The following is a 25,491-nucleotide window of genomic DNA, read 5'->3' on the forward strand; positions in this document are numbered from 1 at the left end:
CTTGTTACGATAGCGCGGTGTAGCGCGCATGCAATACGCTCGTTGGTATCAGGGGCGATAGGCGCGCACGATGTTGGGCCGCAGTTCGGCGGGGTCGAACCAGGTCGGCTTGAAACGCTTGGCGACGAACAGCGGCGCCTGATCGACATGATGCGGCGACTGCGGCCGCGTCGTCGCCGCGCCGAACGGGTTGATCGACTTCGATCGCACGCGCCCGTCGCGCGTCCATTCGACGAACTGGATGAAGCTGTCGCCGTGGCGCACCGCGAGCCGGCCGTCCTCGTCGACGTCCCACAGCGCCATCGCGCGCAACACGTCGGGGCCACCGTCAAGCGGCAGGTCGACTTTCCCCTGCCGCAGCCGAAGCAATTGCCCCAGCGGCACGTCGAGCCGGCCGAAATGCTCCATCAGATGCTCGGCCGAGCTGCGCAGCGCATCGCGCGGATCGGCGCGGTCCTTGCGCGGATAATGCCAGCGATTGCCCTCGCGCAGCACCAGCGTGGCCAGCGCATCGGCGGGTCCCTTCCCGTCGTAATTCCAGTCCCAGCGCCTGAGTACGTCCTGTGCGGCCTTCACCGTGGCGTCGCCCTTCGGATCGAGCGCCAGCATCGCCTCGAACCACTTGCCCGCCCAGCTCGCGCGGCTGACGGCGCTGTCGAACTTGATCGCCTCGAGCTCGGCCTGGCTGATCGCGGTATCGGCTTCCATCAGCTCGATCGATCGCACACCGCGATTGGTCATGTCCTCCTCGATGCCGAGCAGCGGCGAATAGTCGCCGCGGCGCATCTCGCTCGAAGGGCCGGCCGCCACGAACGGCGTGTGGTTGGCGTTGATGATGTAGCCCGACGCCGGGTTCACGTTCTTCGGCACGCCGCGCCACGGCACCATGCCCGTCCACAGCGCGCGGCTGGTGTCGCCGGGCAACACGCCTGCATAGTCGAAGCCCGGTCGGCGCACGGGAAAGCCGGCATTGTAGAACAGGCCGATATTGCCCGTGCGATCGGCGTAGATGAAGTTGGTGCCGGGGATGCCCTGCATCGCCATCGCGCGCTGCCACTGGTCGAAGTCCTGCGCCTTGGTCAGCCGGTAATATTGCTCGACCATGCGCAGCTGGTCGGCGCCGCCATAGCGAAAGGCGAACGTGCCGGCATCGTTTCGCATCGCCGGGCCATGCACCGATCGGTACACCATGCGCGGCACCGGCAGCACGAACGGCCCTACGCGCACGCGCAGCCACACCCGCCGGGCCTCGAGTGGCCGCCACTGCCCGTCGAGCCGATAGCGTTCGCCGCCATCGTCCATCGCCAGCTTGTAGACGTCGATCACGTCGGGGCGGTTGACGGTGTTCGTCCACCCCAGATTGCGGTTGTGGCCGAGCAGCGGATAGGGCGCGCCGGGAAAGGTCGCGCCGGTAAAGTCCCAGCCCTCGCGCGAATGGACGCTCAGCTCGTACCACGCGACGCCCCCGCGCCACGGCTGGTGGGAGTTGGAAACCAGCCGCGTCGCGCCATCGGTGCTGCGGCGGGGCGCCACCGCCCAGGCGTTCGACCCACCCTCGATCGCGCGCGGGCCGGCGGGGGTGACGTTTGGCGCATCGAGGGGGGCGTCGGGCAGCGCCATCTCGCGCGGCAGATCGTCGCCATTGGCAAGCGCGCCGAGCACATTTTCGAGGCCGACGAAGAAGGGCGATCGCAGCACGAAGCCCGTCGCCACGTCCTCGCCGTTGACGGGGAACAGCCGGCGCAGCTTCACCTGATCGGGGTGGCGCTCGGCATAGAGGTTGAGGCCGGCGGCATAGCCGTCGAGCAGCGCGCGCACATCGGCGGGCTGGCTGGCATAGTCGCGCGCCACAGTGTCGCGCGCGCCGAGCAGATGCAGCACATAATCGGTCGCCGCCCCCGTCTCGCCGGTGATCGCGCCCAGCCGCCCGCGCGTCATCGCCAGCACTTCCTGCAGCGTCGCGAAATCATCCTCGGCATGGGCATAGCCGATGCCGTGCGCGACGTCGGCATCGGTGGTGCCGAAGATATGCGGCACGCCGAAGCGGTCGCGCGCGATCGCCACGTCATACTGGCGTGGCGGCGGCGGCGGCGACGCCTCGGCAGTCAGCGGCTCCCAGATCGCAAGACCGAGCGCGACGATCAGCACGACCGCCAGCAATCCGATACCCAACCGCTTCAGCATCCACGCGCCCCTCGCTCGGCGGGTTCTTCGCCCGCGGTTGCAACGGCTTGCCGTTCGATTAGACCATGCGCAACCGCCCTCTTGCGAAAGTCACCGATGCGCCGCCTGCTTTTCTCCGCGCTGCTGCTCGCCACCGCCCCCATCGCCTATGCGCAGCAGGCGCCCGTCACCATCACGCCGCAGGCGGTGCGCGGGCATGTCGAGTTCCTCGCCGACGACCTGTTGCAGGGCCGCGAGGCCGGGACGCCCGGCTACGACATCGCCGCGCGCTATGTCGCGACGCGCTTTGCGATGCTCGGGCTCGAGCCTGCCAATGGCGACAGCTGGTATCAGCAGGTGCCGCTCGAAGCGACGCAGGCGCCCGATCGCAATGTCTCCTACGTCACGATCGGCGGCCGGCGCTTCGCGGCGGGCGAGGACGTGGTGATGCTCGGCGGCGACGGTACGCCCGCGGCGATCAAGGGCGACGTGGTGTTCGTCGGCCACGGGCTCGAAAGCGCCGAGCATGGCCTTGACGACTATGCCGGGCTCGATGTGCGCGGCAAGGTGGTGGCGATGCTGGCGGGCGCGCCGAAATCGGTGCCCGGCGAAGCCGCCGCGCAACTGAGCGAAGGCAAGACCGCGCTGGCGCGCGCCAAGGGCGCGACCGCGATCCTCACCATCTACGGCCGCGAGTTGTTCAAGCAATATTCGTGGGACACCATCGCCCATTCGACCGGTGCGCAAACGGCGCTCGCAGGCAATGCCGCGCCTGCCGACGAGCCGGTGCGCGCGATCCTCAGCCCCAAGGCGATCGATGCGCTGTTCGCGCGCGCGCCGCGCAGCTACGCGCAGGTCGATACCGGCGCCGCCGTGCGCGGCTTCGCGCTCGCGCAGCCCGTCGCCATCGCGCATGCGAATACCAGCCGCCGCTTCGAGAGCCCCAACGTCATCGGCGTCATTCCCGGCAGCGATCCCGCGCTCAAGAACGAGGTGGTGTTGCTGATGGCGCATCTCGACCATGTCGGCGTCGGCCGCGCGGTGAAGGGCGATGCGATCTACAATGGCGCGATGGACAATGCCGCCGGCACTGCCGCGATGCTCGAGGTCGCGCGCGCCTTTGCCGAGGGCGGCGCGCGGCCGAAGCGCACCGTGATGTTCGCCGCCGTCACTGCCGAGGAGAAGGGCTTGCTCGGCTCTGAATGGCTGGCGAAGCACCCGATCGGCGCGGGCAAGGTGGTCGCGGTCGTCAATCTCGACATGCCGCTGCTCACCTACGACTTCACCGATGTCGTCGCGTTCGGTGCCGAGCATTCGACGATGGGGCCGCTGGTCGCCGCCGCCGCCGCGAAGGACGGCGTCACGCTCTCGCCCGATCCGATGCCCGAGGAAAATCTGTTCATGCGCTCGGATCACTACAGCTTCGTGCAGCAGGGCGTGCCTTCGGTGTTCCTCGTCACCGGCCATGCCAATGGCGGCGGCAAGGCGTTTCGCGACTTCCTGGCGACGCATTACCACAAGCCGAGCGACGACCTGTCGCTGCCGTTCAACTGGAACGCCGCCGCCAAGTTCGCACGCGTCAACCACGCCATCGCCGCCTCGCTCGCCGATGCCGCTCAAGCGCCGCGCTGGTATGCCGACAGCGTCTATGGTCGCAAGTTCGCGCCCGATGCCCCCAAGGCGACGCGCGCGGACTGACCTGCCTTCGTCCTCGGCCGATTTTTCCCGCGCAGCTCCGCCGGGGGTGGACACGATGCGGCCTGCATGTTTACTTTATACCTATAGCAATTTTGCGTCGCTGAAGGCGCGAGTCGCGAAAGGAGATAAGGCATGCGTGCTATCCCCCTGTTCGCCGCCGGGCTCGCGCTCGGCATCGCGGCGCCCGCGACTGCGCAGCGATCGGTCGAGCCGGGCCAACCGCCGCATGCCAGCCCGCGTGTGGCCGCACCGACGATCGTCCATGCCGGCAGGCTGATGACCGCGCCGGGCGAGCGTGTGCTCACCGAGGCGACGATCGTCACCGAAGGCGGCCGTATCCGCAGCGTCGAGCAGGGCTATCGCGACGCCGCCGCGCTCGGCCTGGCCGCCGGCACACCCGCTGTCGATCTTCGCGACAAATATGTGCTGCCGGGCTTCATGGACCTGCACGTCCACATCACCAGCAACGGCATCGCCGGTCGCCTGCCGGGCACGCGGATGCGGCAGGAGGATGCGTTCTTCGCGCTCAACGGCGCCACCAACGCCAAGGCTACGCTGCTGGCGGGCTTCACCACGATCCGCGATCTGGGGGCCGCGAATGACGCGATCTTCTCGCTGCGCGACGCCATCCGCATGGGCGTGGTGCCCGGCCCCAAGATCGTCGCCGCCGGCCGCGGCATCAGCCCCACCAACGGCCATGGCGACGCGCACGACATGAAGCGCGCCTTCCTCGACGCCGAACCGCGCGACAGCGTGTGCGACGGGCCCGACGACTGCCGCCGCGCCACGCGCGCCGCGATCAAATACGGCGCCGACGTCATCAAGGTGCATGTGACGGGCGGCGTGCTCGATCCGTCGGACGCCGGCACCGAGCAGCAGTTCACCGACGCCGAACTGACCGCCATCGCCGAGGCCGCGCATTCGATGGGCCGCAAGGTGACGACGCATGCGCACGGCAAGGGCGGCATCGATGCCGCGACGCGCGCGGGCTATGATTCGATCGAGCACGGCATGTGGGCCGACGAGGAGAGCCTCAGGCTGATGAAGCAGCACGGCACCTGGCTCATCCCCACCGTCTGGCCGATCACCTATGTCGGCGACACGCCCGAAAAGGTGATGCGCGGGCCGATGGCGGGCATCAATCCCAACTCGCTCGCCAAGCTCCTGAAACTCGGCGACCAGCCCAAGAAGCTCGTGCGCATGGCGGTGAAGATCGGCACGCCGGTGGCATTGGGCACCGACAGCGGCATCTCGCCACACGGCACCAATGCGCAGGAAATGGTCGAATATGTCGATGCCGGCATGACCCCGGTCGAGGCGCTCAAGACCGGCACCGTCAACGCCGCCGCCGCCGCGGGCCTTGCAGATCGCGGCCGCATCCAGCCGGGCCTCGCCGCCGACATCATCGCGCTCGACGGCGATCCCGTCGCCGACATCAACCAGGTGATGAACGTCGATTTCGTCATGCGCGACGGCATCGTGTTCAAGCAGGCCGGGAAGGAAGTGCAGTGATCCGCAGCGACATCATGCGCCGCCTGCTCGTCGGCGTCGCCGGCCTCGCCATCGCCGCCTTCGCGCCGCCGGCGTTCGCCGAGGATTATGTGATCGAGAACGTCACGCTGGTCGACGGCACCGGCCAGCCCGCGCAGCCGAACATGTCGGTGGGCGTCGAGGGCGATCGCATCACCTTCGTCACCCCGACAGCGGTGGCGCCCAGGGTTTCGGGCACGCGGATCGACGGGCGCGGGCGCTTCCTGATGCCCGGCCTGATGGACGTGCACATCCACCTGAAGGGCGCGCGCGGCGGCGACGGACGGCGGATGGTGGGCACCGACCCCAAGAACCCCGCCGGCCCGCCGCCGATGCAGGTCGCCGCCGATGCGCGCATCGCCCGCGCCGCCGGGCTCGAGGCGCTCGCCAGCTATCTCTATTCGGGCGTCACCACCGTCTACGACGCGGGCAACGTGCCCGAACATATCCTCGGCCTGCGCGCCGAGGAGCGTGCGGGCAAGATCCTGTCGCCACGCATCTTCGCCACCGGCAACATCGTCACCTATCCCGGCAGCCATGGCGACAGCATGGCGCTGCGCATCGAGGACTGGGCGCGCGACAAGCCCAAGCTGCTCGAGTATCTGGCGACGCAGAAGCCCGATGTGGTCAAGCTGACGCTCGACGAACATGGCTGGGGCACGCGCCCGCTCATCTCGCTGCTGCCGCTCGATCTGATGCAGGACATCATCCTCGAGGCCAATCGCCACGGCATCCGCACGACCGCGCATACCTCGAGCGAGTTGCGCGCGACCGAAGCGATCTTCGCGGGCATCGACAGTCTGGCGCACCCCGTCATCCAGGGGCCGATCACGCCCGAATTCGCGAAGCTGATGGGCGCCAAGAAGACGCCGATGGCCACCACGCTGACGATCGGCGAGGGCTACAGCCGCTTGGTCGAGCAGCCGCAATATCTCGACCAGCCGCTTTATCAGGCGTCGTACAGCGCCGCCGAGATCGCGACGCTGCGCAACGAGACGCTGCCCGCGTGGAAGGAACGCGGCTGGACGTGGTGGATGAAGCTGATGACGCCGGTAGCGCAGGAAAACATGCGGATGATCGACGCGGCGGGCGGCATCATCGCCATCGCCACCGACCAGACGCTGGGGCCGGCGGTACACCGCGAGATGGAGCTGCTCGCGGCGGCAGGCGTGTCGCCCGCGCGCATCGTCACCATCGCCACGCTAAACGGCGCGCGCCATCTGGGCATGGAGGACCGGCTCGGCTCGGTCGAACCCGGCAAGCTCGCCGATCTGCTGCTGCTCGACGCCGATCCGACGGCCGACGTGAACAACATGAAGCGCATCGTCATGGTGATGAAGGGCGGACAGCCCGTCGACGAGAGCAAGCTGCCGCTGGCCGGCGGCCAGCGTCCGAGGCGGATGGCGGCACGCTAGGGCGATCGAAGAACAACGGTGCTTCGACAAGCTCAGCACGAACGGGTTTAGCGTATCCCCCCGTTCGCCCTGAGCCTGTCGAAGGGCCGTCCTTCTCTCACGCCAGCGATCAGGCAGTCGCCGCGCCCGCCATCCGCCGCTTCCAGATCTGGTACGCCACCGCCAGCAGCACCAGCCACGGCACGCCCACGATCCACGCGATGTTCCAGAATGCGGTGTCGAACGCCATCGTGACGAGGATCGCCGCCAGCAGCACCAGCCCGGCGATCTGCATATAGGGGAAGAATGGCATCCGCACCGGCAGGTCCTCGGCGCGGTGGCGCTGGCGGAAGCGCAGATGGCTGACGAGGATCGTCATCCACACCAGCATCGCACCGAAGATCGCGATGCCGAACAGGTAATTGTACGCAAGCGGGGTCAGCTTCGAGAGGCCGGCGGCCAGCAGGATGCACACGCCCGATATCAGGATCGCCGCCACCGGCGTGCCATTGGGGCTCAATTTGCCCAGAAACGCCGGCGCGTACCGCCCGCGTGCGAGCGAGAACAGCATCCGCGAGCCGAGATAGATGTTGGTGTTCATGCTCGACAGCGCCGCCGAGATGACGACGAAGTTCATGATTCCCGCCGCATAAGGCACGCCGGTATAGGCGAGCACGCGCACGAACGGGCTCTGCTCGACGACTTCGGCGCCCGACTCGGTCCACGGGACGAAGCTGACGACGATGGTGAGCGCCAGCAGGTAGAACAGGATCAGCCGCACCGCCATCGTGCGCAGCGCGGCGGGAATCGCCTTTTGCGGCTCGGCCATCTCGCCCGAGGTGACGGCGACCACCTCGATCCCCACGAACGAGAAGATGCCGATCAGCACGCCCATCCACACGCCCGAGAAACCATTAGGCATGAACCCGCCGGGCAGGCCGGTCAGATTGTCGAAGCCAACGGGCTCGGTGCCTAGCCCCAGGATCGTCGACAGGCCAAGGATGATGAACAATACGATCGCGACCACCTTGATGAGCGCGAACCAGTATTCGAAACTGCCGAAATCGCCGACCGAGCGCGAGTTGATGTAGAGCAGCGTGGCGGCGAAGCCGAGCGACCACATCCAGACAGGCACCTCGGGCAGCCAGAAGCTCATATACACGCCCGACGCCACCGCCTCGCCGCCGATCGCGACGACCTGCGACATCCAGTAGGTGTAGCGCACCATGAAGCCCGCACCCGGCGAGATATAGGTTTCGGCATAGGTGCCGAACGAGCCGGCAGAGGGGTGCACCACCGCCATCTCGGAAAGGCTGAACACCATCACCACCGCGGCGAAGCCCGCGATGATATAGCTCAGGATCACCGCCGGGCCGGCATAGTTGATCGCGATGCCGCTGCCCATGAACAGGCCGGTGCCGATCGCGCCGCCCAGCCCGATCATCACCACCTGCGCTTTCGACAGCGTCTTGGCGAGGCCCTGTTCGCGTTCGATGATCGTCTCAGCGCGCATGCCAGCCCCCGTTCGGCATCATGGTGGATGCCGTGGGGCTAGCACGTCAACGGCGAACCGCCAATTGCTTAAAGCCTAAAGCTTATGCCGTGATCGGCGGCGTCTGCTGATGCTGGACGACGCGCCAGACCTCGTGCTCGAGCCGGCGGTAGGTCGAGGTGCAATGCGCCGTATAGGCCTCGCCATCGTCCTTGCTCGCTTCGGCGGTGTAGCCGATGACGATCAGGCCCTCCTGCGGCCGCATGATCTGGCGGTCGCTAAAGCGCACCCGCGTCCAGCGCGGCGTATCGGCCACGGCATCGGCCGCTTGCATCCCCGTCATCACATAGGGCGGCATCGGCACCACCATCACGCATTCGTCGTCGATGCACTCGCGATAATGCTCGGCATCGCCCGTCCACAGGCTTTCCTCGAACGCCCAGACGCGATCGTCGTCCATATCGGATCTCCCTTGATTGGAAGGGGATAGCGGGTGGCGCGCGGCGAGGTTCCGCCACCGGCCAAAGCCGGTAGCCGGTCAGGCGGGCAGCACCAGCCGCGCAGTGGCACCCGTTCCGCCCACCAGATCGAAGCTGCCGCGCAATTGCTCGGCAAGCATCCGCGCGATGCGCAGACCAAGGCTGCCCGATGCCTCGATGTCGAAGCCTTCGGGCAGGCCGTGCCCGTCATCGCGCACCTCGATGGCGATGCGCTGCTCGCCATCGCGCGTCAGCGTCACCTCGATCACCCCGGTCTCGCGGCCGGCGAAGCCATGTTCGATGGCGTTGGCCATCGCCTCGGCGACGATCAGCGCGAGCGGGATGGCGCTGTCGGGCGCCAGCAGCGCGTCGCCGTCGACGCGCACGTCGCAGCGGATGCCCGCGCGACCGCTCGCCTCGATCACGTCGTGGCACAAGGGCTCGAGAAACTCGCGCATCCGCCGGGTGCTGCCAGCGGCATCATAGAGCTGACGACTGATGCGGCCGATCAAGGCCAGCCGGCGCGACGCCTCGTCGAGCGCGGCGCGCGCCTGCGGATCGGCGATCTGCCGCTTCTGAAGCGAGACCAGCCCGGCGACGACCTGCAGATTGTTCGACACGCGATGCTGCAATTCGCTGAACAGCAGCTCGCGCGTCTCGGCCAGTGCGCGGCTCAACTCGCGCTCGCGCGCCAGCTTGGCGTTGGCGCGCTGCATCCAGTGGATGATCGCCAGATCGGTGCCGACGACGAGCGTGTAGAACGCCATCGCCACCACGCCGCCCCAGTCGAGCGCGAAGCTGTTGCGCTCGCCGACGAAGATGAACCAGGCGAGCAGACCGCAAGCCAGCCCGGCAAGCGCGCCCATGCGCAGCCCGAACAGCGCCGAGGCGAGGATCACCGCGGGAAAGAAGGTGACGAAGGGGAAGCCCGGCGGCAACGCGGGATCGGCGATGATGCGCAGCACCAGTGCCGCGGCGATCATCGCAGCCGTCACGCCCGTCGCCAGCCAGGGGCGGTCGGTCGCCAGCGGCAACCGCTCGATCAAGGGCGCCCGTTGGCGCAAATCGTTCCCCTGCATACGCTACGCCACCGTAACAACAGTTTTTGCGCTCGCGGTCGCTAACCTGGAGCAAGTCGCACCGCCTAAAGCCCGATTGCGGCACGAAAAAGGGGGACCGCAACGCGGCCCCCCTTGTCGTCCGTAATCGGAGGACGATCAGCTCTCGGTGATGAACGAAGGCAGGCCGATATCCTCGCCGCCCTCGTCCTTCGCTTCGGACCGCTCGCGACGCGGGCCACGATCGCCACCGCGATCGCCGCGGTCACGCCGCGGGCCACGGTCACGGTCGCCGCCACGACCACCGCGCCCGCCGTCACGGTCGCCACGCGGGCCACGGTCGCCGCGATCGCCACGCGGTTCGCGTGCCGGGCGCGTGTCCTCGAGCTCGGCGCCGGTCTCCTGGTCGACGACGCGCATCGACAGGCGAACCTTGCCGCGCGGATCGACCTCGAGCACCTTGACCTTGACTTCCTGGCCTTCGCTCAGGACGTCGGCAACCTTCTCGACGCGCTCGTTGCGGATCTCGGAGACGTGCACCAGCCCGTCCTTGCCGCCCATGAAGTTCACGAACGCACCGAAATCGACGAGGTTGACGACCTTGCCGTTGTAGATCTTGCCGACCTCCGCTTCCTCGACGATGCCCTTGATCCAGTTCATCGCCGCCTCGATCTGGCTGACGTCGGACGAGCTGACCTTGATGATGCCCTCGTCGTCGATGTCGACCTTGGCGCCAGTGGTCGCCACGATCTCGCGGATCACCTTGCCGCCGGTGCCGATCACGTCGCGGATCTTCGACTTGTCGATCTGCATCGTCTCGATGCGCGGCGCGTGTGCCGAAAGCTCGGTCCGCGTCGAATCGAGCGCCTTGGCCATTTCACCCAGAATGTGCGCGCGGCCTTCCTTGGCCTGCGTCAGCGCCGCGGTGAAGATCTCCTCGGTGATGCCGGCGATCTTGATGTCCATCTGCATCGTGGTGATGCCTTCGGACGTGCCCGCCACCTTGAAGTCCATGTCACCCAGATGATCCTCGTCGCCGAGGATGTCCGAGAGCACCGCGAAGCGGTCGCCTTCGAGGATCAGGCCCATCGCGATGCCGCTCACCGGCCGCTTGATCGGCACGCCCGCGTCCATCAGCGCCAGGCTGCCGCCGCACACGCTCGCCATCGACGACGAGCCGTTCGACTCGGTGATGTCGCTGGTCAGGCGGATCGTGTAGGGGAACTCGTCCTTGGTCGGCAGCACCGGATGCAGCGCGCGCCAGGCGAGCTTGCCATGCCCCACTTCACGACGGCCCGGCGCGCCGAAGCGGCCGACCTCGCCCACCGAATAGGGCGGGAAGTTATAGTGCAGCATGAAATGCTGGTAGCTGAGGCCGCCCAGACCATCGATCATCTGCTCGGCGTCCTTGGTGCCGAGCGTGCAGGTGGCGATCGTCTGCGTCTCGCCGCGCGTGAACAACGCCGAGCCGTGTGCGCGGGGCAGGAAATGCGCCTCGGCGACGATCGGGCGCACGGTACGCGTGTCGCGGCCGTCGATGCGGATGCCGTCGTCGAGGATCGCGTTGCGCACGATCTCGGCCTCGAGCTTCTTCACCAGCTTTAGGCTGGCGAGATAGGCCTGCGGATCGGTTTCCTTGAGGTCCGCCATCTCCTCGCGCGCCTTGGTGCGCGCTTCGTTGATCGCGGTCTGGCGGGCCTGCTTGTCGGTCAGCTTGTAGGCGGCCTTCAGATCGTCGCCGATCACCGCCTTCAGCCGCTGCTTTACCGCGACGGCATCGTCCTGGACCTTGAGCTCCCAAGGCTCCTTGGCGGCCTGCTCGGCCAGCTTGATGATCGCGCCGGTGACTTCGCGGCACGCCTTGTGCGCGAACAGCACGGCGCCGAGCATCACCTCTTCCGAAAGCTCCTTGGCTTCGGATTCGACCATCATCACCGCGTCCTGCGTGGCGGCGACCACGAGGTCGAGCTCGCCCGCCGCGACATCGGCGTCGGTGGGGTTGAGCAGATACTCGCCGTCCTTGTAGCCGACGCGCGCCGCGCCGATCGGCCCCATGAAGGGCACGCCCGACAGCGTCATCGCCGCCGACGCCGCGACCATCGCCAGGATGTCGGGCTCGTTCTCGCCGTCATAGGACAGCACCTGCGCGATGCAGTTGATCTCGTTGTAGAAGCCCTCGGGGAACAAGGGGCGCAGCGGGCGGTCGATGAGACGCGAGACGAGCGTCTCCTTCTCGGTCGCACCACGCTCGCGCTTGAAGAAGCCGCCCGGAATACGGCCGGCGGCCGAGAACTTCTCCTGATAGTGCACGGTGAGCGGGAAGAAGTCCTGCCCTTCCTTCACCGACTTGGCAGCCGTGACGGCGCACAGCACCACCGTTTCGCCGAGCGTCGCGATCACCGCGCCATCGGCCTGGCGGGCGACCTTGCCCGTTTCGAGCGTGAGGGTCTTTCCGCCCCACTGGATTTCCACTTTCTTGTGATCGAACATTCTGTTTCCTTTGTCCGGCAGCCCTATGCCGCCGGGGCCTGTGTCGAGCCGATAGTGGCTCGTTTCGGTGCCTCCCCAACCCGTTCGGGCTGAGCTTGTCGAAGCCCCGTTCCTTTCCGCTTCGGGAAGTGCAGCCCTTCGACAAGCTCGGGGCGAACGGGAGAGGCTTTGCTCGGGCTTCGGCCGGATTGCCAAGGCCCGGATACGAAACGGCCCCGCAAGTGCGGGGCCGCCCGGAATTACTTGCGAAGGCCGAGCTTCGCGATCAGCGCCGTATAGCGGTCGGCATCCTTCTTCTTCAGATAGTCGAGAAGGCTGCGGCGCTTGTTGACCAGCATCAAGAGGCCGCGGCGCGAATGATTGTCCTTGGCGTGCGACTTGAAGTGCTCGGTCAGGTTGACGATGCGCTCGGTAAGGATCGCGATCTGCACTTCGGGGCTGCCGGTGTCGCCCGAATTGCGGGCGTTATCCTGGATGAGCGCTTCCTTGCGCTCGGGCGTGATCGACATCGTGTTCCTTTCGACTAGAGGTTGAAGCCGCGCACGACGCGGACGTTCCCGTCCTGAACCTCCACAAGCGCGACCGGCACATCGTCGGTCATCGCGAAACAGGGGCCGTCGGGGGCAGCGATCCCGGCCAATGCCCGCCCCTGTCGGAGCAGTCCTGCCTGGTCGGGGGAGAGGGATAGAGCCGGGATGTCGTCCAGCCCCGCCCTCAAGGGCAGGAGATAGTCTTCAAGCGCGCGGGCCTTACCAGCCTGGCCCAGAATGTCCAGCGAAATAGCGTGTTCGAGCCCGAACGGACCCGCCTTCAGCCGCCGCAGCGTCGTCACGCTGCCCACGGTGCCGAGCGCCAGCGCGATGTCGCGTGCCAGGCTGCGGATGTAAGTGCCCTTGGAGACATGGGCGACGAGCGTGACGCTATCCAGAACCTCCCCGGCACGGGGAGGGGGACCGCCAGCCGGAGGCTGGTGGTGGAGGGGTTCGGCCGCAGGCGCTGCGCTCGACGACAGCCCCCCTCCCCCTCCCTGCTCGGTAGAGATGCCGAGCGAGAACACCGTCACCGCGCGCGATGCCAGCGCCACCGTCTCGCCCGCGCGCGCCAGATCATAGGCGCGCTGCCCGCCGACCTTGAGCGCCGAATAGGCAGGCGGCATCTGCTCGATCGCGCCGGTGAACGCCGGCAGCACCGCTTCCACCTGCGCGGCAGTCGGCCGCATCTCGCTGGTGGCGATCACCGCGCCCTCGGCGTCGAGCGTGTCGGTCTGCCCGCCGAAGCCGATCGTGAAGGCATAGGTCTTCGAGGCATCGAGCATCCGGCCCGCCAGCTTGGTCGCCTCGCCGAGCGCGATCGGCAGCACGCCCGTCGCCAGCGGATCGAGCGTGCCGCCATGCCCCACCTTCACCCGCGCATAGCCGCCGTCGCGCAGCGCGCGCTTGACCGCGCTCACGCCCTGCGTCGAGCCGAGGCCCAGCGGCTTGTCGAGGATGATCCAGCCGTGCGGCATCGTCACGCCGTCGCCGCATGCGGCAGCGGGCCGCCTTCCATCGCTTCGGTAAAATGGCGACGGCACAGCGCGACATAGCGGTCGTTGCCGCCGATTTCGGTCTGCGCGCCTTCGCGCACGGCCTGCCCCGCGGCGTCGACACGCAGGTTCATCGTCGCCTTGCGACCGCACGGGCAGATCGATTTGAGCTCGGTCAGCGAATCGGCGATCGCGAGCAGCCGCGCCGCGCCCTCGAACAGGGCGCCGCGGAAATCGGTGCGCAGGCCATAGGCGAGCACCGGGATGTTCGCCTTGTCGGCAAGCGCGGCAAGCTGGTCGACCTGCGCGGCCGACAGGAACTGTGCTTCGTCGACGAGCGTGCAGCCCACCGTCCGCCGCGCATGTTCGGCCATCACCACCGCGAACAGGTCGGTCGTCGGCTCGAAGGCGATCGCCTCGGCGCCGAGCCCGATCCGCGAGCCGATCCGCCCCGCACCCGCGCGATCGTCGAGCGCCGCGGTGAACAGCATCGTATGCAGCCCACGCTCACGATAGTTGAAATCGGCCTGGAGCAGCGTCGTCGACTTGCCGGCATTCATGCTGGCATAATAGAAATAGAGCTTGGCCATTTAGCCTTCGCCGGCATCGGCGCCCGGTTCGTCGCCCAGGTCCCGCGCCACCTTGGGGTCGCGCAGCAGCGCGTCGATGCGGCTTCCTTCGTCGAAGCTCTCGTCGGGCAGGAACTTGAGGCGCGCGGCGTATTTCAGGCGCACGCGCGCGGCCACCTCGCGCTGGAGATAGGCGGTGTTGGTGCGCAGCGCCTTGAGCACCGCCTCCTCGTCATGCCCCAGTAGCGGCTTCACGAACACCGTCGCGTGGCGCAGATCGGGCGACATGCGCACTTCGGTAATGCTCACCATGTGCGCGGCCAGCGTCGCATCGTGCACGTCGCCGCGCATCAGGATGTCGGAGAGGATGTGGCGTACCTGCTCGCCCACGCGCAGCACGCGGACCGAACGGGTTTCGGGGGTGTCGGTATGCTTCATGGACCTCAATCGAAATGGCAGTGAAACCACGCGCCGTCCAGCCGCTGGCACCATTGCGTCTCGCTGCCGAACAGCCGGCGGATGTCACGCGGCACGCGCCTACCGCCCCAACCCTTCGCTGCGCGCAGCCGCCCGCTCGGATCGTGCACGATCGCCCGCCACGCGCCGAGCATACCGTTATGCAACAGAAATGCCGATCGCGAACCTTCGCGCGCGACGCTTGCGATGCCGCCGGGCAGCGGACCACCCTGCAAAGCGGCTTCATACGCCGGACGTTCGCGTTGCAGCCGGACCCATGACGGCACGACGTGCGACCAGTAGAACACCGGGCCGATCGCCAGCCACATCAACACCGCCGCCGCGAGCATCGGCGCGACGAGCGAAGTAGCGGCCATCCCGCGCGCACGCGCACGCCAAGCCCATCCGCCCGCATCGCCGGCAAGCGCGATCCCGATGATAGCCACCGTCGCGACCGCCAGCAGGCTGACCAGCCCGAGCAGCGCGTTGGCGATGCCGATCGAAAGCACGCCCACGCCAAACCACAGCGCCGCGCGGCGCGACTGCGCCCGAAAGGCGGCGAGGATGTCCCCGCCGCCCATCGGTTACAGCGTGCGTTCGCGCATCTCGACCTCGAAGGTCTCCAGATAGTCGCCGGCCTTGATGTCGGTGAAGTTCTGGCTGAACGTCACGCCGCATTCCAGACCCGCACGCACTTCGGCGACATCGTCCTTGAAGCGGCGCAGCGACGCGATCTCGCCCTGGTAGATGATGACGTCGTCGCGCGTGATGCGCGCCTTGAGCGCCTTGCGGATGACGCCTTCGGTGACGAGCAGACCCGCGGCCTTGCCATGCTTGCCCGCCGAGAAGACCTCGCGGATCTCGGCGCGGCCGACGACCGTCTCGAACGCCTCGGGGCCGAGCTCGCCCGCCATGCCGGCGCGGATCTCGTCGGTAAGCGTGTAGATGACGTCGTAATATTTGAACGCCACCTTGTTGCGCTCGGCGATCTCGCGCGCCTTGGCATTGGGCCGCACGTTGAAGCCGATGATCGGCGCCCCCGATGCCGCCGCCAGCGTCACGTCGCTCTCGGTGATGCCGCCGACGCCCGAATGCAACACGCGCGCACGGATCTCGTCGGTCGAGATCTTGTTGATCGACGCGACGATCGCCTCGACCGATCCTTGCGTGTCGGCCTTCACCACCAACGGGTACTCGATCGCTTGCTTGTCCTTGAGCGCCGAGAACATCGTCTCGAGGCTGGCGGGCGCCGTCGTCGTGCGCTTCTGGTTGAGCACGCCCTGGCGATATTCGGCGACTTCGCGCGCACGCGCCTCGCTCTCCACCACCTGGAGCGGATCGCCCGCCATCGGCACGCCCGACAGGCCCAGCACCTCGACCGGCGCCGACGGCCCGGCCTGCTTCACCTGCCGGCCCTTGTCGTCGATCAGCGCGCGCACCTTGCCGCTCTCGGCGCCGACGACGAACACGTCGCCCACCTTGAGCGTGCCGCGGCTGACCAGGATCGTCGCCACCGGGCCGCGACCCTTGTCGAGCTTGGCCTCGATCACCGTGCCCTCGGCGGGGCGATCGGGATTGGCGCGCAGTTCGAGCAGTTCGGCCTGAAGCTGGATCTTCTCGACCAGATCGTCGAGCCCCTGCTTCTTGAGCGCCGACACCTCGACGTCCTGCGTCTCGCCGCCCATAGCCTCGACCTGCACGTCATGCTCGAGCAGCCGCTCGCGCACGCGCTGCGGGTTGGCCTCGTGCTTGTCGACCTTGTTGATCGCCACGATCATCGGCACGCCGGCCGCCTTGGTGTGATTGATCGCCTCGATCGTCTGCGGCATCAGCCCGTCGTCGGCGGCGACCACCAGGATCACGATGTCGGTCACGTTGGCGCCGCGCTGGCGCATCTCGGTGAACGCCTCGTGGCCCGGCGTGTCGAGGAAGGTGATCTGCGACTTGTCCTTCTGCGTCACCTGATAGGCGCCGATATGCTGGGTGATGCCCCCGGCCTCGCCCGCCACCACGTCGGTGCCGCGCAGCGCGTCGAGCAGGCTCGTCTTGCCGTGATCGACATGACCCATGATGGTCACCACCGGCGCGCGCGGCGCCAGCGTGTCCTCGGCATCCTCGGTCGTGTCGATCTGAAGATCGATATCGCTCGCCGAGACGCGCACGATGTTGTGGCCGAACTCGGTCACCAGCAGCTCGGCGGTATCCTGGTCGATCGTCTGCGTCATCGTGACGGGCATGCCCATCTTGAACAGCGTCTTGACCAGATCGGCGCCCTTCTCGGCCATGCGGTTGGCGAGTTCCTGGACGGTGATCGTCTCGGGTACCTTGACGTCGCGAACCTGCTTGACCTGCGGCTCGCGCGGGCCGCCATGACCGCGGCGTTCCTTCTCGCGCGCACGCTTCAATGCCGCGAGACTGCGCGCACGCGCGCCGCCATCGTCGTTGAGCGCGCGATTGACCGTGAGCTTGCCCGACTGGCGCCGGTCGTCGCCGGGACGGCCGCTGCGCGAGGGGCGTGCGGGCGGCTCGGGGCGCTTGGGCGCCGCCGTGCCCGCAGGCTGCGGACGCGCGGGTGCGGCACCCGCCGCACGCGCAGGCGCGGACTCGGCGGGCTGCTCGGCAGCGGGCTGCGGCTTGGGCTGCGGGCGCGGAATCTCGGGCCGCGGCACCGGGCTGAACCGCCGCGGTGCCGGCAGGCTGGGATCGAGCGACAGGCCAACGGGCTGCGGCGGCGGCGGCGGCGAAGCTTCGGCAGCGGGCGCGCGTGCCGGCTGCTCGGGAGCGGCCGGAGCGACTTCGGGCGTGGCTGCGCTCGAAGCGTCGACATCGCTGGACGCAGGCGCCGGCGTGGGCGGCGGCGGGGGCGCAGCGGCCGCCTCGGCCTCGGCACGTGCCTTTTCCTCGGCGCGGCGGCGTTCGTCTTCCTGCGCTTCCTGGCGCAGCCGCTCGTCGCGACGGCGCGCATCCTCGAGCGCGGCCATGCGCGCTTCCTCGGCCTCGCGAAGCAGCTTGGCCTGCATCTCCTGGCGCGAGAGCAGGCTGCTCGGCGGCGGCGGGGGAGGCGGCGGCGGCGCGGCCTGCGCGGGCGCGGCAACGGGCTCGGGCGCGGCGGGCGGCGGTGCGGCCTGCTCCTCGCCCGGCCGGCCGAGCACGCGCCGACGCTTCACCTCGACCACGACGGTGTTCGAGCGGCCATGGCTGAAGCTCTGCTTCACCTTGCCCGTCTCGACCGTGCGCTTCAGGCCCAGCGGCGCACGCGCGCCCAGCTTCGGCTTCTCGTTGTCGGTGTCGCTCATCCGGTTACTTCAAATCCTTCGTTCGTGCCGGCGGGTCCGCGCGCATCGTCGTTAAACGCCGATGCGCCCTGCGAGCCGGTTTCGCAAGGCATGGGAGCGGAGTCGGGTCCGATAAAGCGCAGCCAGCGGACGAGCGCATCGCTCACCCGCTTCGCCGCTCGGGCGTCGATCAGCCCGGCATGTACCACATTTTCGCGGCCAAGCGCCAACGACAATATGGTGCGCTGCACGGGCAATGTCATCCCCTTGAGATCGCTGCCTTCGCGATCGCTGCCCACGCGCCACGCCTGGGCGAGCTTGCGGCTGCCGTCGTCGCCGGCGTCGGCGGCGTGCAGCAGCAGATGCAGCCGGCCCGCGCGCGCCGCCTCGGCGATCTTGTCGCTGCCCGTCAGCAGGTGGCCGGCCTTGGCCTCGAGCCCCAGCCGGTCGAGCGCGGCGCGGCGCAATTGATCCTCAATGCGCTGGGGCAGATCGTCGGGCAGCGTGAACTCGCCGGTGCGGAAGGCACGCGCCAGCCCGCCGCGCAGCCGCCCCTTGGCGATCGCGGCTTCGAGCGTGGCGCGATCGACGCCGATCCACCCGCCGCGTCCCGGCGCCTTGGCGCGCACATCGGGATGCACGCTGCCATCGGGCGCCAGCGCCAGGCGGATCAGCCCTGCGCGCGGCGCCTCCTCGCGCGAGAGCACGCAGGTGCGGATCGGCTCGGCCGTCGCAGGGCCCCGCCGCTCGGGGCGGGGCTGCTCGGCGGTTACGTCCGCGCGATCATTGTCCTGGTTCCGCAACCGCGTCCTCCTCGCTGGAGGCGGCGACCGGCTCGTCCTCGAACCAGTGCGCGCGCGCGGCCATGATGATCTCGTTGCCCTGCTCGTCGCTCAGACCATAGTCGGAAAGGATGCCGCCCTTGGGCTCGGGCCGCTTGGGTGCATCCTCGTTGCGGCGGCGCGGTTCGACGCGCTTCTTCTCGACCAGTTCGTCGGTCGCCAGATCGGCGAGGTCGTCGAGCGTCTTGATGCCCGCCTTGCCCAGCGTCACCAGCATCGCCTCGGTCAGATAGGGCATCGTCGCCAGATCGTCCTCGACGCCCAGCGCGCGACGCTCCTCGCGATTCGCCTCCTCGCGGCGATCGAGCGCCTCGGCGGCGCGGTTCTGCAGCTCGGCGGCAAGGTCCTCGTCGAAGCCCTCGATGCTCGCCAGCTCGTCGAGCTCGACATAGGCGACTTCTTCCAGCGCGCCGAAGCCCTCGGCCACCAGCAGCTGCGCCAGCGTCTCGTCGACGTCGAGCTCGTTCTGGAACATCTCGCTGTTCTGCACGAACTCGCGCTGGCGCTTCTCGCTCGCGTCGGCCTCGGTCAGGATGTCGATCGCCTTGCCCGTCAGCTGGCTGGCGAGGCGCACATTCTGGCCGCGACGACCGATGGCGAGGCTCAGCTGATCGTCGGGGACCACCACTTCGATGCGGTCGTCCTCCTCGTCGATCACCACGCGCGCGACATTGGCGGGCTGGAGCGCGTTGACCACGAAGGTCGCGGTATCGGGCGACCAGGGGATGATGTCGATCTTCTCGCCCTGCATCTCCTGCACCACCGCCTGCACGCGGCTACCCTTCATGCCGACGCACGCGCCGACCGGATCGATCGACGAATCATGGCTGATGACGCCAATCTTGGCGCGGCTGCCGGGGTCGCGCGCCGCCGCCTTGATCTCGATGATGCCGTCGTAGATTTCGGGGACTTCCTGCGCGAACAGCTTCTTCATGAAGTCGGGATGCGCGCGGCTGAGGAAGATCTGCGGCCCGCGATTCTCACGCCGCACGTTCAGGATGAGCGAGCGGATGCGGTCGTTGACGCGCACCACTTCGCGCGGAATCTGCGCGTCGCGGCGGATGACGCCCTCGGCACGGCCCAGATCGACCACGACATGGCCGAACTCGACGCGCTTGACGACACCGGTGATGATCTCGCCGACGCGGTCCTTGAACTCCTCGAACTGCCGCTCGCGCTCGGCGTCGCGCACCTTCTGGAAGATGATCTGCTTCGAGGCCTGCGCCTGGATGCGGCCGAACTCGATCGGCGGCAGCGGATCGACGATGAAGTCGCCGACGACGGCACCCTTCTGAAGCTTCTGCGCCTGCGCGACATCGACCTGCTTGAAGAAGTCGTCGACCGCCTCGACCACCTCGACCACACGCCACAGGCGAAGATCGCCGGTATTGGGATCAAGCTTGGCGCGGATGTCGTTCTCGGCGCCGTAGCGGTTCTTGGCCGCGCGCTGGATCGCGTCCTCCATCGCCTCGATGACAATGGCCTTGTCGATCAGCTTTTCCTTGGCGACCGAATCGGCGATCGCGATCAGCTCGGTACGATTGGCGGTAATGGCGGTGGCCATCAGTCCTGTTCCTCTGTTTCGAATTCGTCGGCGCCCGTCGCCGAAAGGGGTTGGGTGGCGGCGATCAGCCGGTCGGTCATGGTGAGCTTGGCATCCTCGACCGCGGCGAAGGGCAGCGCGTGCGTCACGCCCTGCGCGTCGATGATCCGCACCGTCTCGCCCTCGACGCCGGCCAGGTCGCCCTTGAACTGCTTGCGCCCGTCGCGCTTCTCGGCAAGCGTGATGCGCGCCTCATGGCCCGCCCAGTCGGCATAGTCCTGCATGCGCGTGAGCGGCCGGTCGATGCCCGGCGACGACACCTCGAGCCGATAGGCATGGTCGATCGGGTCGCGCCCCTCGGCCTCGGCCTCGTCGAGCCGTTCGGAAATGCGGCGCGAGAGATCGGCGCAATCGTCGATCGTCAGCTGCCGGGTATCGGGCCGCTCGGCCATCACCTGGAGCGTCGGGTCCGATTCGCCGCCGAACATCTTGACGCGCACGAGCGCGAAGCCGAGCGCCTGCGCTTCGGGTTCGATCAGCTGCGTCAGTCGGGCGATATCGGCCATTCGAAAGCAATCCATCGGTTGCGCGCCTCCGGCTGCCGAACCCCCTCGGGGCCGGCCTCGGCAGCGTCTGGCGATGTCGAGAAGGCAAGCGCGATATAGCGCGGGTGCGCCCACCGGGCAAGCCTGCGCCGCAAGCAGCGCGCGAACCTTTCGTTAACCATGCGCTTCTAGCGTGGCCCGCATGTTCGAACGCCCCATCGTCGCCGCCGATGCGCCGCCCTTCACGCCTGCCGCGTTCCGGCAGCGCATGTTCGCCGAAACCGGCGGCGACTATGCACAATATCGCCGCCTGCTGACGCCGCGCTACGGCCGTGCATGGCTCGACATCGCGCTCGGCTATGCCGCGCTTTGCGGCTGGCTGGTGCTGGTGGCACAGGCCGGGGGCCTCGTCGCCGGGCTGGCCGCGGCAAGCATCGGCGCGATCGGCGTGGGCTTCCTCGTCGCCTATCTGCAATTGTTCATCCACGAAGCCGCGCATTTCAATCTCGCCGCGTCGAAGCGCGTCAACGATCGCATCGCCGACTGGGCGATCTGCTGGCAGATCGGCACCACCATCGCCGCCTATCGCGCGACGCATGGCGAGCATCACCGCCATCTGGGCCGAGAGCGCGATACCGAGATTTCGTATCGCCACGCGCTGACGCGGCGCTTCGTCATCGAGATGCTCACCGGCGTCCACGCGCTGCGCGTGTTCCTCTCGCGTCGCGGCGAAGCACGCAGCACCGCCGGCGGATCGCGCGTGCCGCTGCTGCGCGGTATCGCCATCCACGCCGTACTGCTCGTTGCGATGCTGGCGCTCGGCGCATGGCCCGCCGCGCTCGCCTGGGTCGGCGGCATCGCCGTTGCCTTCCCGTTCTTCGCGACCGTCCGCCAGCTGCTCGAACATCGCGCGCTGCCCGGCATGGCCGACGAGGGCGATGCGGTGACGCGCCTGTTCGACGATGGCGTGTTCGCGCGCATCTTCGGCGGCGCCGGCTTCAACCGCCATTTGCTGCACCATCTGGAACCGCAGATTTCCTATACCCGGCTCGCCGATCTGGAGGCGTTCATCATGCAGACCACCATGCGCGCCGATCTTGCCGCGCGCCGCACCACCTACGCGCGCACCTTCGCCGAACTGCTGCGCGAGGGCGCGCGATGAACGCGCCCGCCGCCGGCCTGCCCGTCTGCCTCGCCTGCGGCACGACGCGGATGACGCATTGGGCGAGCGCCCGCGACGTCGAATATGCGACGACGCCCGAGAGCTTCGACTATTGGCGCTGCGCCGCGTGCGACGCGCTGTCGATCGCGCCGGTGCCGCGCGGCCGCCTCGGCGAGATCTATCCCGATACCTATTACAGCTTCGCCGAAAGCGATCCCTCGCTTGCCGAACGCGTCAAGCAGGCGCTCGACCGGCGCATGTTCGCGCGGCTGTTCGGCGGCATCGCGGGCGATCGGCTCGCCGCGCTCGACGTTGGCGGCGGCGCGGGTTGGCTGCTCGGCCAGGCCAAGGCAGTCGAGCCGCGCCTCGTGCATACGCAGGTCGTCGATATCGACGGATCGGCCAAGGCCGCCGCCGAAGCCGCGGGCCACGCCTTCTTCCTCGGCCGAATTGAGGAATATGAAACCGACGCGCGCTTCGACGTGATCCTGCTGCTCAACCTCATCGAGCATGTCGACGATCCCGTCGCGGTGCTTGCCAAGGTGCGCGGGCTGCTCAAGCCCGGCGGGCGCATTTTGGTCAAGACGCCCAATCACGACAGTCTCGATGCGCGGCTGTTCCGGCACAACAGCTGGGGTGGCCTCCATGCGCCGCGCCACTGGGTGGTGTTCACGCCCGAGAGCTTCCGCACCGCCGCCACGCGCGCGGGGCTCGGCATCGAGCGGCTGACGCTGACGCAGGGCGCGCCGTTCTGGGCGGTGTCGGCGCTCGAATGGCTGGCGCGCCGGCGGCTGGTACGCGTCACGCGGCAACGCCCGATGGCGGCACATCCGCTGTTCGGCCCGCTGCTCGCGGCGTTCGGCGCGATCGACATGCTGCGCCGGCCGTTCGCGCGTACCTCGCAGATGTTCGTCGTGCTAAAAGGTACGTAGGCGAAACCATCGCCCGGCGACGGCGTTCATCCGCGAGCAACCCTCCCGGAGATGATCGTTGATGCGCCTCGCACCGCTTGCCCTAGCCACCGCCACGCTGATCGCCTGCTCAGATGCAGGGCCGATCGCGGCGCAGAACGCAACCCCCACCAACGCCGCCGAGAACAGCACCGACGCGGCGGGCGTTCCCTTCACCGTCACGCCCGTCGCCGATTTCGATGCGCCCTGGGCGATGACCTTCCTGCCCGACGGGCGCATGCTCGTCACCGAGAAGGCGGGGCAGCTGATGCTGGTCAGCGCTGATGGCCAGACCAAGACGAGCGTATCGGGCATTCCCGCCGTCGACAGCGCCGGCCAGGGTGGCCTGATGGATGTGGTGCTGCACCCGCAGTTCGCGCAGAACCGCATGGTCTATTTCAGCTTTTCCGAAACCGGCCCCGGCGGCAAGGGCGTGGCGCTGGCGCGCGGCGTGATGCAGGAGGGCGAGGCGCCCGCGCTCCAGAACGTGCAGGTGCTTTTCCGCGCCACCCCCTATGTCGAGGGCAACGGCCATTATTCGGGCCGCATCGCCTTCGCGCCCGATGGGCAGCACCTGTTCTTCACCAATGGCGAGCGCCAGAAGTTCACGCCCGCGCAGGACCCCAAGGCAACGCTCGGCAAGGTGCTGCGCCTGACGCTCGACGGGCAGCCTGCCGGCGATCCGGGCCTGCGGGAGAAGGGCTTCCATCCCGCCGTCTGGTCATATGGCCACCGCAATCTGCTCGGCATCGCCTTCGACGGCGCGGGCAATCTGTGGGAGCAGGAAATGGGTCCGAAGGGCGGCGACGAGGTCAACCTCATCCTGCCCGGCCGCAATTACGGCTACCCCCTGGTGTCCGACGGCGATCATTACGACAACGAGCCCGTCGCCGACAAGAACATCCCCAATCACGACACGCGGCCCGACCTCGAGAAATACAAGGTCAACTGGACGCCCGTGATCTCGCCGGCCGGCCTCATCGTCTATTCGGGCAGCGCTTTCCCGCAATGGAAGGGCGACATCTTCATCGGTGGGCTGTCGAGCCAGGCGCTCATCCGTGTCGACGTCAACGGCACCAAGGCCACCAAGGGCGACCAGTGGCCAATGGGCGCACGCATCCGCGAGGTCGAGCAGGCGCCCGACGGGACGCTGATGCTGCTCGAGGATGGCGGCCGCGGATCGCAGGGCCGCATGTTGCGGCTTACGCCCGCGCGGTAAATCGCCGGAAACCGCAAAAAGAAAGGGCGGCCCCGCAAGGAGCCGCCCTTCCTGTATCGCAGCGGCGCGAACGCCGCGTCGACATGCGAGATTACTTGATCTCGACGGTCGCGCCGGCGCCTTCGAGCTGCGCCTTGAGCTTCTCGGCCTCGTCCTTCGACACGCCTTCCTTGACGGCCTTGGGCGCGCCTTCGACCAGCGCCTTGGCTTCGGTCAGGCCGAGCGAGGTGATCGCACGGACTTCCTTGATGACGTTGATCTTCTTGCCGCCGTCGCCGGTCAGGATGACGTCGAATTCGGTCTGCTCCTCGGCAGCCGGGGCACCGGCGCCACCGCCGGCGGCGGGCGCGGCCGCAACCGCAGCGGCGGCCGAAACGCCCCACTTCTCTTCGAGCATCTTCGAAAGCTCGGCGGCTTCGAGGACGGTCAGTTCGCTCAGCTGGTCAACCAGCGCGTTCAGGTCTGCCATGATGTTCTCCAGTTCGTATCGGGTTCAGTGAATAGCCTTGGGACGCGCCGGCTCAGGCGGCGTCCTTCTCCGCATATGCAGCAAGTACGCGCGCGATCTGCGCGGCCGGCGCCTGCGTGATGGTCGCGAGCTTGGTCGCGGGTGCCTGTACGAGGCCCACGATCTTCGCACGCAGCTCATCGAGCGACGGCAGCGAGGCGAGTGCCTTGATGCCTTCGGCGTCGAGCACCTGCTTGCCCATCGCGCCGCCAACGATCTCGAGCTTGTCGTTGGTCTTGGCGAAGTCGATCGCCACCTTGGCCGCGGCCACGGGGTCGGTCGAGGTGGCAAGCGCGGTCGGGCCGGTCAGCAGGTCCGAAATGCCTGCGTAATCGGTGCCCTCGAGCGCGATCTTGGCAAGGCGGTTCTTGCTGACCTTATAGCTGGCGCCCGCGTCGCGCATCTTGTTGCGGAGGTCCGTCGACTGCTTGACGGTCATCCCGAGATTGCGGGTGACGACCACCACGGCAACCTCGTTGAAGGTGCGGTTCAGCGCGGCGACGGCGTCGGTCTTCTGCGAACGATCCATGCCGGTCTCCTCAAAAATGGGTCACCGAAACGATGACCCGGTTACGTCGGAAACCGGGCGGGCG

The 25,491-nt window shown here is 68.0% G+C and carries 22 protein-coding genes; 6 read left to right on the top strand and 16 right to left on the bottom strand.

The genetic code is table 11. The features are described from left to right. Positions 1-48: 48 nt before the first annotated feature. Entirely contained in the window at positions 49-2,184 is a 2,136-nt protein-coding gene (locus FBR43_RS13820; RefSeq protein ID WP_169542621.1) for a penicillin acylase family protein, read from the bottom strand. A 96-nt stretch (positions 2,185-2,280) separates the two neighbouring features. On the opposite strand from FBR43_RS13820, the gene FBR43_RS13825 reads away from it, so the two are divergent. The 3 genes from FBR43_RS13825 to FBR43_RS13835 all read left to right on the top strand — a co-directional run bounded on the left by FBR43_RS13825 (position 2,281) and on the right by FBR43_RS13835 (position 6,806). Beyond that, the gene (locus FBR43_RS13825) at positions 2,281-3,861 is read left to right on the top strand and encodes a M20/M25/M40 family metallo-hydrolase (protein WP_136943652.1); all 1,581 of its coding nucleotides are present in this window, start codon (positions 2,281-2,283) and stop codon (positions 3,859-3,861) included. A gap of 132 nt (positions 3,862-3,993) precedes the next feature. Beyond that, complete coding sequence (locus FBR43_RS13830; protein ID WP_136943653.1) at positions 3,994-5,373, top strand: metal-dependent hydrolase family protein; 1,380 nt, start codon at positions 3,994-3,996, stop codon at positions 5,371-5,373. Beyond that, positions 5,370-6,806 (top strand): amidohydrolase family protein, encoded by a 1,437-nt coding sequence (locus FBR43_RS13835; protein WP_136943654.1) that lies wholly within the window; start codon positions 5,370-5,372, stop codon positions 6,804-6,806. Before FBR43_RS13830 ends, FBR43_RS13835 begins: the two co-directional genes overlap by 4 nt. 109 nt (positions 6,807-6,915) lie before the next feature. Here FBR43_RS13835 and FBR43_RS13840 read toward each other — a convergent pair whose 3' ends face one another. From FBR43_RS13840 to rimP, 13 genes are all read right to left on the bottom strand, one after another. Continuing rightward, positions 6,916-8,298, bottom strand: a complete 1,383-nt coding sequence (locus FBR43_RS13840) for an amino acid permease (RefSeq protein WP_136943655.1) — start codon at positions 8,296-8,298, stop codon at positions 6,916-6,918. Positions 8,299-8,380: 82 nt separating this feature from the next. Further along, positions 8,381-8,737 (bottom strand): DUF4440 domain-containing protein, encoded by a 357-nt coding sequence (locus FBR43_RS13845; protein ID WP_136943656.1) that lies wholly within the window; start codon positions 8,735-8,737, stop codon positions 8,381-8,383. A 78-nt stretch (positions 8,738-8,815) separates the two neighbouring features. After that, positions 8,816-9,802 carry a sensor histidine kinase gene (locus FBR43_RS13850; protein ID WP_249276603.1) on the bottom strand — a complete coding sequence of 329 codons (987 nt, stop codon included), beginning with the start codon at positions 9,800-9,802 and terminating at the stop codon, positions 8,816-8,818. 171 nt (positions 9,803-9,973) lie between these two features. Beyond that, entirely contained in the window at positions 9,974-12,304 is a 2,331-nt protein-coding gene (gene pnp, locus FBR43_RS13855; RefSeq protein WP_136943658.1) for a polyribonucleotide nucleotidyltransferase, read from the bottom strand. Positions 12,305-12,543: 239 nt separating this feature from the next. Further along, positions 12,544-12,813 carry a 30S ribosomal protein S15 gene (rpsO, locus tag FBR43_RS13860; protein WP_136943659.1) on the bottom strand — a complete coding sequence of 90 codons (270 nt, stop codon included), beginning with the start codon at positions 12,811-12,813 and terminating at the stop codon, positions 12,544-12,546. Between the two features lie 14 nt (positions 12,814-12,827). Further along, on the bottom strand, positions 12,828-13,811 hold the full coding sequence (gene truB, locus FBR43_RS13865) for a tRNA pseudouridine(55) synthase TruB (RefSeq protein WP_136944234.1): 984 nt from the start codon (positions 13,809-13,811) through the stop codon (positions 12,828-12,830). Positions 13,812-13,813: 2 nt separating this feature from the next. Continuing rightward, complete coding sequence (locus FBR43_RS13870) at positions 13,814-14,419, bottom strand: thymidine kinase (protein WP_136943660.1); 606 nt, start codon at positions 14,417-14,419, stop codon at positions 13,814-13,816. Continuing rightward, on the bottom strand, positions 14,420-14,836 hold the full coding sequence (gene rbfA, locus FBR43_RS13875; protein ID WP_136943661.1) for a 30S ribosome-binding factor RbfA: 417 nt from the start codon (positions 14,834-14,836) through the stop codon (positions 14,420-14,422). 5 nt (positions 14,837-14,841) lie between these two features. After that, complete coding sequence (locus FBR43_RS13880) at positions 14,842-15,435, bottom strand: hypothetical protein (RefSeq protein WP_136943662.1); 594 nt, start codon at positions 15,433-15,435, stop codon at positions 14,842-14,844. A 3-nt stretch (positions 15,436-15,438) separates the two neighbouring features. Further along, complete coding sequence (infB, locus tag FBR43_RS13885; RefSeq protein WP_136943663.1) at positions 15,439-18,150, bottom strand: translation initiation factor IF-2; 2,712 nt, start codon at positions 18,148-18,150, stop codon at positions 15,439-15,441. Next, positions 18,147-18,848, bottom strand: a complete 702-nt coding sequence (locus tag FBR43_RS13890) for a DUF448 domain-containing protein (protein ID WP_249276675.1) — start codon at positions 18,846-18,848, stop codon at positions 18,147-18,149. The genes infB and FBR43_RS13890 overlap by 4 nt, the downstream gene beginning before the upstream one ends. A 64-nt stretch (positions 18,849-18,912) precedes the next feature. Then, the gene (gene nusA, locus FBR43_RS13895) at positions 18,913-20,535 is read right to left on the bottom strand and encodes a transcription termination factor NusA (protein ID WP_136943665.1); all 1,623 of its coding nucleotides are present in this window, start codon (positions 20,533-20,535) and stop codon (positions 18,913-18,915) included. Then, on the bottom strand, positions 20,535-21,080 hold the full coding sequence (gene rimP / locus FBR43_RS13900) for a ribosome maturation protein RimP (RefSeq protein WP_136943666.1): 546 nt from the start codon (positions 21,078-21,080) through the stop codon (positions 20,535-20,537). The genes nusA and rimP overlap by 1 nt, the downstream gene beginning before the upstream one ends. A 181-nt stretch (positions 21,081-21,261) precedes the next feature. On the opposite strand from rimP, the gene FBR43_RS13905 reads away from it, so the two are divergent. The 3 genes from FBR43_RS13905 (at position 21,262) to FBR43_RS13915 (ending at position 24,390) form a co-directional block, all read left to right on the top strand. Continuing rightward, positions 21,262-22,221, top strand: a complete 960-nt coding sequence (locus tag FBR43_RS13905) for a fatty acid desaturase family protein (protein WP_136943667.1) — start codon at positions 21,262-21,264, stop codon at positions 22,219-22,221. Next, positions 22,218-23,153, top strand: coding sequence for a class I SAM-dependent methyltransferase (locus FBR43_RS13910; protein WP_136943668.1), 936 nt, complete (start codon positions 22,218-22,220; stop codon positions 23,151-23,153). Before FBR43_RS13905 ends, FBR43_RS13910 begins: the two co-directional genes overlap by 4 nt. Positions 23,154-23,214: 61 nt before the next feature. Next, the gene (locus FBR43_RS13915) at positions 23,215-24,390 is read left to right on the top strand and encodes a PQQ-dependent sugar dehydrogenase (RefSeq protein WP_136944235.1); all 1,176 of its coding nucleotides are present in this window, start codon (positions 23,215-23,217) and stop codon (positions 24,388-24,390) included. A gap of 91 nt (positions 24,391-24,481) precedes the next feature. On the opposite strand, the gene rplL is transcribed toward FBR43_RS13915, so the two are convergent. Together rplL and rplJ are read right to left on the bottom strand one after the other, a co-directional pair. Beyond that, entirely contained in the window at positions 24,482-24,859 is a 378-nt protein-coding gene (rplL, locus tag FBR43_RS13920) for a 50S ribosomal protein L7/L12 (RefSeq protein WP_136943669.1), read from the bottom strand. Positions 24,860-24,911: 52 nt separating this feature from the next. Continuing rightward, the gene (gene rplJ / locus FBR43_RS13925; RefSeq protein WP_136943670.1) at positions 24,912-25,427 is read right to left on the bottom strand and encodes a 50S ribosomal protein L10; all 516 of its coding nucleotides are present in this window, start codon (positions 25,425-25,427) and stop codon (positions 24,912-24,914) included. Positions 25,428-25,491 lie beyond the last annotated feature (64 nt).

This window comes from Sphingomonas baiyangensis, from assembly GCF_005144715.1.
In the GTDB taxonomy this organism is placed as follows: Bacteria; Pseudomonadota; Alphaproteobacteria; order Sphingomonadales; family Sphingomonadaceae; genus Sphingomonas; species Sphingomonas baiyangensis.

Excerpts from the sequence above, each read along its gene's own strand:
- nusA (WP_136943665.1), bottom strand. The coding sequence starts at position 20,535 with ATGGCCACCGCCATTACCGCCAATCGTACCGAGCTGATCGCGATCGCC.
- pnp (WP_136943658.1), bottom strand. The coding sequence starts at position 12,304 with ATGTTCGATCACAAGAAAGTGGAAATCCAGTGGGGCGGAAAGACCCTC.
- FBR43_RS13905 (WP_136943667.1), top strand. The coding sequence starts at position 21,262 with ATGTTCGAACGCCCCATCGTCGCCGCCGATGCGCCGCCCTTCACGCCT.
- rpsO (WP_136943659.1), bottom strand. The coding sequence starts at position 12,813 with ATGTCGATCACGCCCGAGCGCAAGGAAGCGCTCATCCAGGATAACGCC.
- FBR43_RS13840 (WP_136943655.1), bottom strand. The coding sequence starts at position 8,298 with ATGCGCGCTGAGACGATCATCGAACGCGAACAGGGCCTCGCCAAGACG.
- rplJ (WP_136943670.1), bottom strand. The coding sequence starts at position 25,427 with ATGGATCGTTCGCAGAAGACCGACGCCGTCGCCGCGCTGAACCGCACC.
- FBR43_RS13880 (WP_136943662.1), bottom strand. The coding sequence starts at position 15,435 with ATGGGCGGCGGGGACATCCTCGCCGCCTTTCGGGCGCAGTCGCGCCGC.
- rplL (WP_136943669.1), bottom strand. The coding sequence starts at position 24,859 with ATGGCAGACCTGAACGCGCTGGTTGACCAGCTGAGCGAACTGACCGTC.
- FBR43_RS13825 (WP_136943652.1), top strand. The coding sequence starts at position 2,281 with ATGCGCCGCCTGCTTTTCTCCGCGCTGCTGCTCGCCACCGCCCCCATC.
- FBR43_RS13820 (WP_169542621.1), bottom strand. The coding sequence starts at position 2,184 with ATGCTGAAGCGGTTGGGTATCGGATTGCTGGCGGTCGTGCTGATCGTC.
- rimP (WP_136943666.1), bottom strand. The coding sequence starts at position 21,080 with ATGGCCGATATCGCCCGACTGACGCAGCTGATCGAACCCGAAGCGCAG.
- infB (WP_136943663.1), bottom strand. The coding sequence starts at position 18,150 with ATGAGCGACACCGACAACGAGAAGCCGAAGCTGGGCGCGCGTGCGCCG.
- FBR43_RS13870 (WP_136943660.1), bottom strand. The coding sequence starts at position 14,419 with ATGGCCAAGCTCTATTTCTATTATGCCAGCATGAATGCCGGCAAGTCG.
- FBR43_RS13845 (WP_136943656.1), bottom strand. The coding sequence starts at position 8,737 with ATGGACGACGATCGCGTCTGGGCGTTCGAGGAAAGCCTGTGGACGGGC.
- FBR43_RS13915 (WP_136944235.1), top strand. The coding sequence starts at position 23,215 with ATGCGCCTCGCACCGCTTGCCCTAGCCACCGCCACGCTGATCGCCTGC.
- FBR43_RS13830 (WP_136943653.1), top strand. The coding sequence starts at position 3,994 with ATGCGTGCTATCCCCCTGTTCGCCGCCGGGCTCGCGCTCGGCATCGCG.
- FBR43_RS13910 (WP_136943668.1), top strand. The coding sequence starts at position 22,218 with ATGAACGCGCCCGCCGCCGGCCTGCCCGTCTGCCTCGCCTGCGGCACG.
- truB (WP_136944234.1), bottom strand. The coding sequence starts at position 13,811 with ATGCCGCACGGCTGGATCATCCTCGACAAGCCGCTGGGCCTCGGCTCG.
- rbfA (WP_136943661.1), bottom strand. The coding sequence starts at position 14,836 with ATGAAGCATACCGACACCCCCGAAACCCGTTCGGTCCGCGTGCTGCGC.